We start from the raw sequence: 7,213 nt of genomic DNA on the forward strand, positions 1-7,213 counted from the left end.
CGCCTAGTTGACCCGCAGTTCCGCTGCCGCGCGGATCTGGTCGCTGTGGTGCTTGAGCACGACGCCCAGCGTCTGCGACACGGTCTCGTCGTCCAGCGTGTCGAGACCGAGGGAAACGAGGGTGCGCGCCCAGTCGATCGTCTCGGCGACCGACGGCACCTTCTTGAGCGCCATCGCACGCAGCAGCCCCACGGCCCGCACGACCTGCTCGGCAAGGCGGTCGTCGAGCTCGGGCACGCGGGCGGCGAGAATCTTGCGTTCGCGCTCTGGTGTCGGGAAGTCCAGGTGCAGGTAGAGGCAGCGCCGCTTGAGCGCCTCGGAAAGCTCGCGGGCCGCGTTCGACGTCAACACCGTGAAGGGTCGCCGTGTCGCGTTGATCGTTCCCAATTCGGGGATCGTCACCGCGAAATCGGAGAGCACCTCGAGCAGCAGCCCTTCGATCTCGACGTCGGACTTGTCGACCTCGTCGATGAGCAGCACGGTCGGATCGTCGCGCCGGATCGCGGTGAGCAGCGGGCGGGACAGCAGGAATTCCTCGCTGAACACCGAGTCGCGCGTTGCGTCCCATCCCTCGCCCTGACCGGCCTGGATACGCAGGATCTGCTTGGCATGGTTCCACTCGTAGAGCGCACGCGCCTCGTCGACGCCCTCGTAGCACTGCAGTCGCACCAGCTCGGCGTCGTTCGCCGCGGCGACGGCGCGGGACAGCTCGGTCTTGCCGACGCCGGCGGGGCCTTCGATGAGCAACGGCTTGCCCAGCTGGTCGGCCAGGTACACCACCGTGGCGGTGGCGCGGTCCGCCAGGTATCCGTGCGTTTCAAGCTTCTGGATGACGTCGTCGATGCTCGAAAACAGGGCGGCGTGTTCGCGGCGAGCGCGGTCCATAGAGTATTTCTCCGTTCGGAAAGGTTGGTGCGCGGGACGCTCAGGGGCGCGCGTGTCCGCGGCCGGTGGCGATCCATTTGGTACTCGTGAGCTCCTGTAGACCCATGGGCCCGCGAGCGTGCAGCTTCTGCGTCGAGATGCCGATCTCGGCGCCGAAACCGAACTGCTCGCCGTCGGTCCACGCTGTCGAGGCGTTGATCATCACGGCAGCGGAGTCGACGAGTGCGGCAAAGTCCTGCGCGACGTTGACGTCCCTGGTCGAGATGGCCTCGGTGTGACCCGTCGACCAGCGGGAGATGTGCGCGACAGCCCCATCCAGTCCATCGACGACCGCGAAGGCAAGATCATTGGACAGGTATTCTTCGGCCCAGTCGACTTCGGTCGGTTCGATCATCCCGGGGCGATCACCGTGCAGGGTGATTCCTTCGGCAACCAGTCCGTCCGCCACCTTGTTGATGACGTCCTCGCCAAGCGCGGCATCGAGCAGAACGGTTTCCGTGGAATTGCACACGCTGCAGCGACGGGTCTTGCCGTTGGCGACGAGCTTGATCGCCTCGTCGATGTCGGCGTCTTTATGGATGTAGTGGTGGCAGTTACCGGTGCCCGTTTCGATGGCCGGGACCTTGGCGTTCTCGACAACCGCCTTGATCAGTCCGGCACCCCCGCGAGGGATCACCACGTCCACGAGGCCGCGGGCCTGGATCAGGTGGGTCACCGAGTCGCGTGATTCGCTGGGCAACAGCTGAACGAGATTGGCGTCGTATCCGAACTCGCTGAGCACACCGCGCAACACTGCGACGAGCGCCTCGTTGGAATGACTCGCCGAACGCGAGCCGCGCAGGAGTGCCGCGTTGCCGGACTTGAACGCGAGGCCGAATGCGTCGACCGTGACGTTCGGGCGCCCTTCGTAAATCATCCCGACGACGCCCAGCGGCACGCGTACCTGCTCGAGCTTCATTCCGTTAGGAAGCTTCGAACCGCGAACGACCTGCCCGAGCGGATCCGGTAGGCCCGCGACCTGCCGCAGCCCTCCGGCGATCCCGACGATGCGGTCCGCTGTGAGCCGCAGCCGGTCGAGCATCGCTTCCGGGGCGCCTTCGGACCTTTGCTCCTCGATGTCGTCGGCGTTGGCCGCGAGGACCCCGGCCTCGGCGGCTTCGAGCGCGTCCGCCGCCGCGATGAGCACTGCATTACGTTCCTCGGTCGAGGCAAGCGTCAGCGTCTTCCCGGCGGCTCGCGCGTTGCGAGCGGCAGCGTGAACTACCTCCCGAAGATCCTCGGCGGCTCCCGGGGTGGGAGAGCCCTGTTCCGAGTTCTCCGAGGTTCTGGCATCAGTCGCGGTCATGGTTGCCATCCTACGTTCCGCCCGGCGCGCCGCACTATTTCCGTACGATGTCCGGACCGAGCACGGTCAGTCGACGAATGCAGCCATGGCGCGCCCCGCGCGGAGCCCGGAGAAAATGCAACCGCCGAGGAACGTTCCCTCGAGTGAGTTGTACCCATGCACCCCGCCTCCGCCGAACCCCGCGGCCTCGCCTGCCGCGTACAAGCCCGGGATGGGGTCTCCCCCTTCGGCGAGGCAGCGAGAGTCCAGATCGGTTTCAAGCCCACCGAGGGTCTTACGCGTCATCAGGTGGATCTTCACGGCGATGAGAGGGCCGCCCTCTCCTGCCCACGAGTGCGTGCCCGGCCCGCCGTCCTTGAGTAGCTTGTGGGGCTTGGCGATACGCGCGAGTCTGTCGGTGAGCACGCGCCGGGAATTGTGGATCGCCTGGACCTGTGCGTCCTTGGCGAACGGGTTGTCCATCTGCCCGTCCATCGCCACGACGAACTCGCGCACCTTCTCCACGTCGAGTTCGGGCTCGCCCGGCTCGAGCAACCCGTTCATCTCGCCAACGAGGTCCTCGATGGTATCCGCGGTGACCCAGTCCGCGCCGTTGTCGACGAAGGCGCGGACACCCTCGGGCATTCCCTCGATGATTCGGCCCACCATCTTGGACAGCTTCTTCGAGGTGATGTCCGGATTCTGCTCCGAACCGGACAGGATGAATTCCTTCGCCGCGATCGACTCGTCGAGCACGAACCACGAGTAGTGGTACCCGGAGTCGATGATTGCCTTTGTCGAGGCCATCGTGTGAAACCCGGGGAATAGCGGAATTGGGATCCGGTCGCCATTGGCGTCGAGCCACAGCGTGGACGGCCCGGGGATGATGCGGATGGCGTGGCGCGGCCAGATCGGCGCGAAGTTCCGGATGCCCTCGGTGTAGTGCCACATGCGGTCGCGGTTGATGGCATTGGCGCCGGCATCCGAGCGGGCGATGTCGATCATCCGACCATCGACATGCTCGGGCACGCCGCAGATGAGACGCTTCGGCGCGGGGCCCAGCCGGTCGGTCGGCCACAGCTCGGCGACCTTGTCCGGGTTGCCGCCGACGCCGCCGGCGGACACGAGCACCGCCTTCGCGCGGAACTCGAAGGAGCCGACCTCTGTGCGCGAGGAGGCCACCGAACGTTCGAGGTCGTCGCTGGGCTCCAGGATCGTCCCCGAGACACCGGCAACGGCGCCGTCATCCAGCAGTATCTGGTCCACCTTGTGACGGAACGCGAACTTGACCAGGCCACGGGTGGCCGCCTCGCGGACCGGCTCCTCGAAGACTCGGACGACGTCTGTGCCCGTACCCTTGGACACGTGGAAGCGGGGCACGGAGTTGCCGTGTCCGTCGACGTCTCCGCCGCCGCGCTCGGCCCAGCCGACCGTCGGCACGAACCGCAGGCCGAGTTTGTGGAGATAGTCGCGCTTCTCGCCGGCGGCGAAGGCGACGTATTCGCGCGCCCAGCGGCGCGGCCATTCGTCCTCGGGGCGATCGAACGCGGCGGATCCCTGCCAGTCGCGCCATGCCAGATCGAAGCTGTCCTTAATCCCGATGCGGCGCTGCTCAGGTGTGTCGACGAGGAACAATCCGCCGAGCGACCAGTACGCCTGCCCTCCGAGGCTCGCCTCGTTCTCCTGGTCAAGCACGAGAACCTTGCGGCCCGCCTGCGTCGCCTCGTAGGTCGCGACGAGCCCGGCGAGGCCCGCGCCGACGACGATCACGTCAGGGGCGAAATCGTTCGTCGGTTCGGGAAGCGGGCCGGCATTCGCCGCGGTGGTCGAGGTGTCCTTGACGTAATCGGCGTAGCCGGGCGAGGTGATGCGCGCGTCGATGAACTCGTCGAACTCGCGTTTGTTCTCGGCCCGCCGCTGCGTCTGTCCGTCTGCCGGTTTTTCGCTCATGGGTCCATTGTTCCGTGCTCTCCCCCGAAATTTCAGCGAATCGTTTCCCACCGCGCGGTTCTGACACCCTGGAAGCGTCATCGGAGCAGCTGTAGACGAAAAAGGGGCACGAGGATGCGGACACGACCCGTGGCTTGGGCACCGGCGGAACCCACCGAGCCGGATGCCGACCTCACCGTTCGGGCTGCCGTCCTCGCCGAGTTGATGCGCGGCCGCCGCGCCGTGGTGCTTACCGGAGCGGGGGTGTCGACCGGCTCGGGGATCCCCGATTACCGCGGGCCGCACTCCCCACAACGCACCCCTATGACGTACGGGCAGTTCGTCTCCGATCCCGATTTTCGGCAGCGTTACTGGGCGCGCAACCACGTCGGCTGGCGTCACATGGAACGCGCAGAGCCCAACCGCACCCACGAGATCCTCGCCGAATGGGAGCGTTCGGGGCGCGTCGCCGGTGTGATCACCCAGAACGTCGACATGCTGCACCTCAAGGCTGGCAGCCGAAACATCATCGATCTGCACGGCAATTACGGTTCGGTCTCGTGCATATCGTGCACATACACGATCAACCGCTGGGCTTTCGACGACCAACTGTCGGCGCTCAATCCCGGCTTCCGAGAACGCGTGATCTCCCGCGGCGCCATCGAGGTCGCCCCCGACGCCGATGCGCTCGTCGGCGACACCGACGGCTTCGCGTTTCCCGACTGCCCGGTATGCGGCGGAATCCTCAAACCCGCGATCGTCTACTTCGGGGAGAACGTGCCGCGCACCCGGGTGGGCGCCGCGCGTGCTCTTGTTGACGCCGCCGATCTCGTTCTCGCGGTCGGCACCTCGCTCACCGTGCAGTCGGGCTACCGCTTCATTCGACAGGCGACTGACTCGGGCCGGCCCGTGGCCGTCGTCAATCGCGGGACCACGCGCGCCCATGGAGCCGCTTCCATCACCATCGACGGAGAATGCAGCGAGGTCCTCGCGCTCGTCGACGCCGCCCTGTAACCGAGAACCGGTAACGCCTCCTGCAGTTTCTGGGATGATTAGCCCAGACAACTTTCAGGCCGGACGCCCAAAGTCCGGCCCGCGCCCACCACTCGATACCGGCGAATGGACCACGTCATGAACATGCGCTGGATCGGCATCGTTCTGATGGGCGTCTTCACGCTCTTCTGGGCATCGTGGACGTTCGGCGCGGGTATCGGCGCGCTGACGGTCATCGGCTTGGCGTTCATGGCCGCCGGCGTCGCTCTGCTTCTCGCCGCTGTCGCACTCTTGCGACGCGCTCGCGTTCCACGCGGCCGCGACTACGGCAACCAGTCGAACCTGCCGACGCCGGGCAAACGGGCTCGTTCGGGGTTTCGCATTCTCAACATCGCGCTCTTCATTGAGTTCGTGGCGATCTTCATCGCGGTCCAGATCGTCCGCCACATCGACCTCGACCTCATCCAGCCGGTCATCGCGCTCATCGTCGGCGCGCACTTCGCCCTCTTCTGGTTCAGCCCGGCAACCCGAAACGCACTACATTTGTGGATGACGGCGGCCGGCGTGGCCATAGGCGTGGCCGCCATCGTCGCGGTCCTGCGCGACGATTCCCCCGCCGTAGTTCACGGCTGGGTCGGAATCGCGATGTCGGCGATCACTCTCACCTACGGGGCGGTTTTCGTCACGCTCCTTCGCGCCGAGCACGAGCGCCCTGTCCCGGGCGCCGCTGCCGCAGAGCCCGCCGATTCGGCCACATGACGACACCGATCGGCGTTAGATGGACCTCGTGGGAAATGGCATAGAAACACTCGTGTCGGGTTTGGCCTTTGCCGAGGGCCTCAGGTACTCCGATGGGCACCTCTGGTTTTCCGATATGTACGACCGCAAGGTCTATACCGTCGATGCGCAGACCGGGGAAACCATTCGCGTCGTCGACACCGATGGCCGCCCTTCGGGCATTGTGCTCGCCGGCGGTGGACGCGCATTCGTCACCCAGCAAGAAACGCGTTCCACGGTCGAGATCGCATCCGACGGAACCGTGCTCCCGCACGCAGATCTGACGTCCGTCGCCGAATGGCACGTCAACGACATGACTTCTGCGCCTTCCGGCGGCCTTTATGTCGGCAATTACGGAGACGATTCGGTTCCACCCGAAGCGCCCCATCCGGCGAAGTTGGCTCACGTCTCCGCCGACGGCAAAGTTCGAGCGGTCGCCTCGGATCTCCACTTCGCCAACGGGATGAGCATGACGGAGGACGGCCGAACTCTGCTTGTCGCCGAGACTCGTTCCACGCCTCCGAGGATCTCGGCCTTTGATATCGGCCCCGACGCCGAATTGACCAATCGCCGGACATTCGCCGAATTCGAGGGCTCTCGGATGCCCGACGGGATTGCGGTGCTCCCCCGCGATGAACTTCTCGTCGCGATGCCTTTCGCCTCGGAAGTGGTCCTGGTCTCCGTTCAAGGCGAAGTGACAAACGCGTGGGATACCTCCGAATACGGAATGCCGTTTGCCGTGGCCTGCGATCCGGCGGCACGCGCCGTATTCGCCGCCTGCTCGAGTTCCTGGGAGGAAGACGCGTGCCTCGCAGCGCGAGATTCGACGATCGTGAAGTTCCCGCTACGGTGACAGCAGCGAGACGAGTCTGAACTCCTCGCACACGATGAGTGTGTCGTCGTCGATGCGCAGCTGCGGTTCACCCACGCTTGCCCTGAACTCCGCAGAGTTCCAAAAGCCCTCATGAGCCGATCTCCACGCCGCCACGTTCGTGAATCCTTCTCCCTCGCCGACCGCGTGAGACAGGGTGATGTCTGCCAATCGACAGGTGGATATCCGGACTGTTTCTGTGATGCATATGCCAACTCCCGCGGAGTCAACGACCACTTCCCGTCGCCCTACCGGCGGGAGCGGTTCGCGATCCCGCCTCCACTCTTCGTAGAGCGAACTGGTCGTCGTTTTATCACCCGCGACAATTCCGGCGACGAGCTTTTCTCGGAGAGGTCCGGGAAGAGCGAACTCGACTACGGGGAGGTCGTCCACGAGCTAGATGACGACGAGGTCGTCCGCGTGCACAAGCGGGC

Annotated in this window: 7 protein-coding genes; 3 read left to right on the forward strand and 4 right to left on the reverse strand. The window is 65.5% G+C overall.

Features of this window, described 5'->3' with window-relative positions; all coding sequences use genetic code 11:
- Positions 1-3: 3 nt before the first annotated feature.
- The 3 genes from K8V11_RS01485 to K8V11_RS01495 all read right to left on the reverse strand — a co-directional run bounded on the left by K8V11_RS01485 (position 4) and on the right by K8V11_RS01495 (position 4,159).
- On the reverse strand, positions 4-885 hold the full coding sequence (locus K8V11_RS01485; protein ID WP_303910435.1) for a MoxR family ATPase: 882 nt from the start codon (positions 883-885) through the stop codon (positions 4-6).
- A 40-nt stretch (positions 886-925) separates the two neighbouring features.
- Positions 926-2,230: a glutamate-5-semialdehyde dehydrogenase gene (locus K8V11_RS01490; protein WP_303910436.1), complete on the reverse strand. Its 1,305-nt coding sequence runs from the start codon at positions 2,228-2,230 to the stop codon at positions 926-928.
- Positions 2,231-2,296: 66 nt separating this feature from the next.
- A complete protein-coding gene (locus K8V11_RS01495; protein ID WP_303910437.1) occupies positions 2,297-4,159 on the reverse strand; it encodes an FAD-binding dehydrogenase in 1,863 nt (620 codons plus the stop codon).
- A 129-nt stretch (positions 4,160-4,288) separates the two neighbouring features.
- On the opposite strand from K8V11_RS01495, the gene K8V11_RS01500 reads away from it, so the two are divergent.
- The 3 genes from K8V11_RS01500 (at position 4,289) to K8V11_RS01510 (ending at position 6,761) form a co-directional block, all read left to right on the forward strand.
- Entirely contained in the window at positions 4,289-5,152 is an 864-nt protein-coding gene (locus tag K8V11_RS01500; RefSeq protein WP_369693019.1) for a Sir2 family NAD-dependent protein deacetylase, read from the forward strand.
- A 105-nt stretch (positions 5,153-5,257) separates the two neighbouring features.
- Positions 5,258-5,890, forward strand: coding sequence for a hypothetical protein (locus tag K8V11_RS01505; RefSeq protein ID WP_303910439.1), 633 nt, complete (start codon positions 5,258-5,260; stop codon positions 5,888-5,890).
- A 28-nt stretch (positions 5,891-5,918) separates the two neighbouring features.
- The gene (locus K8V11_RS01510) at positions 5,919-6,761 is read left to right on the forward strand and encodes an SMP-30/gluconolactonase/LRE family protein (protein WP_303910440.1); all 843 of its coding nucleotides are present in this window, start codon (positions 5,919-5,921) and stop codon (positions 6,759-6,761) included.
- On the opposite strand, the gene K8V11_RS01515 is transcribed toward K8V11_RS01510, so the two are convergent.
- The gene (locus tag K8V11_RS01515; RefSeq protein WP_303910441.1) at positions 6,753-7,172 is read right to left on the reverse strand and encodes an ASCH domain-containing protein; all 420 of its coding nucleotides are present in this window, start codon (positions 7,170-7,172) and stop codon (positions 6,753-6,755) included. The two genes, K8V11_RS01510 and K8V11_RS01515, sit on opposite strands and share 9 nt — an antisense overlap.
- Positions 7,173-7,213: the final 41 nt, after the last annotated feature.

Source organism: Dietzia timorensis, assembly GCF_020742175.1.
GTDB lineage: Bacteria > Actinomycetota > Actinomycetes > Mycobacteriales > Mycobacteriaceae > Dietzia > Dietzia timorensis_A.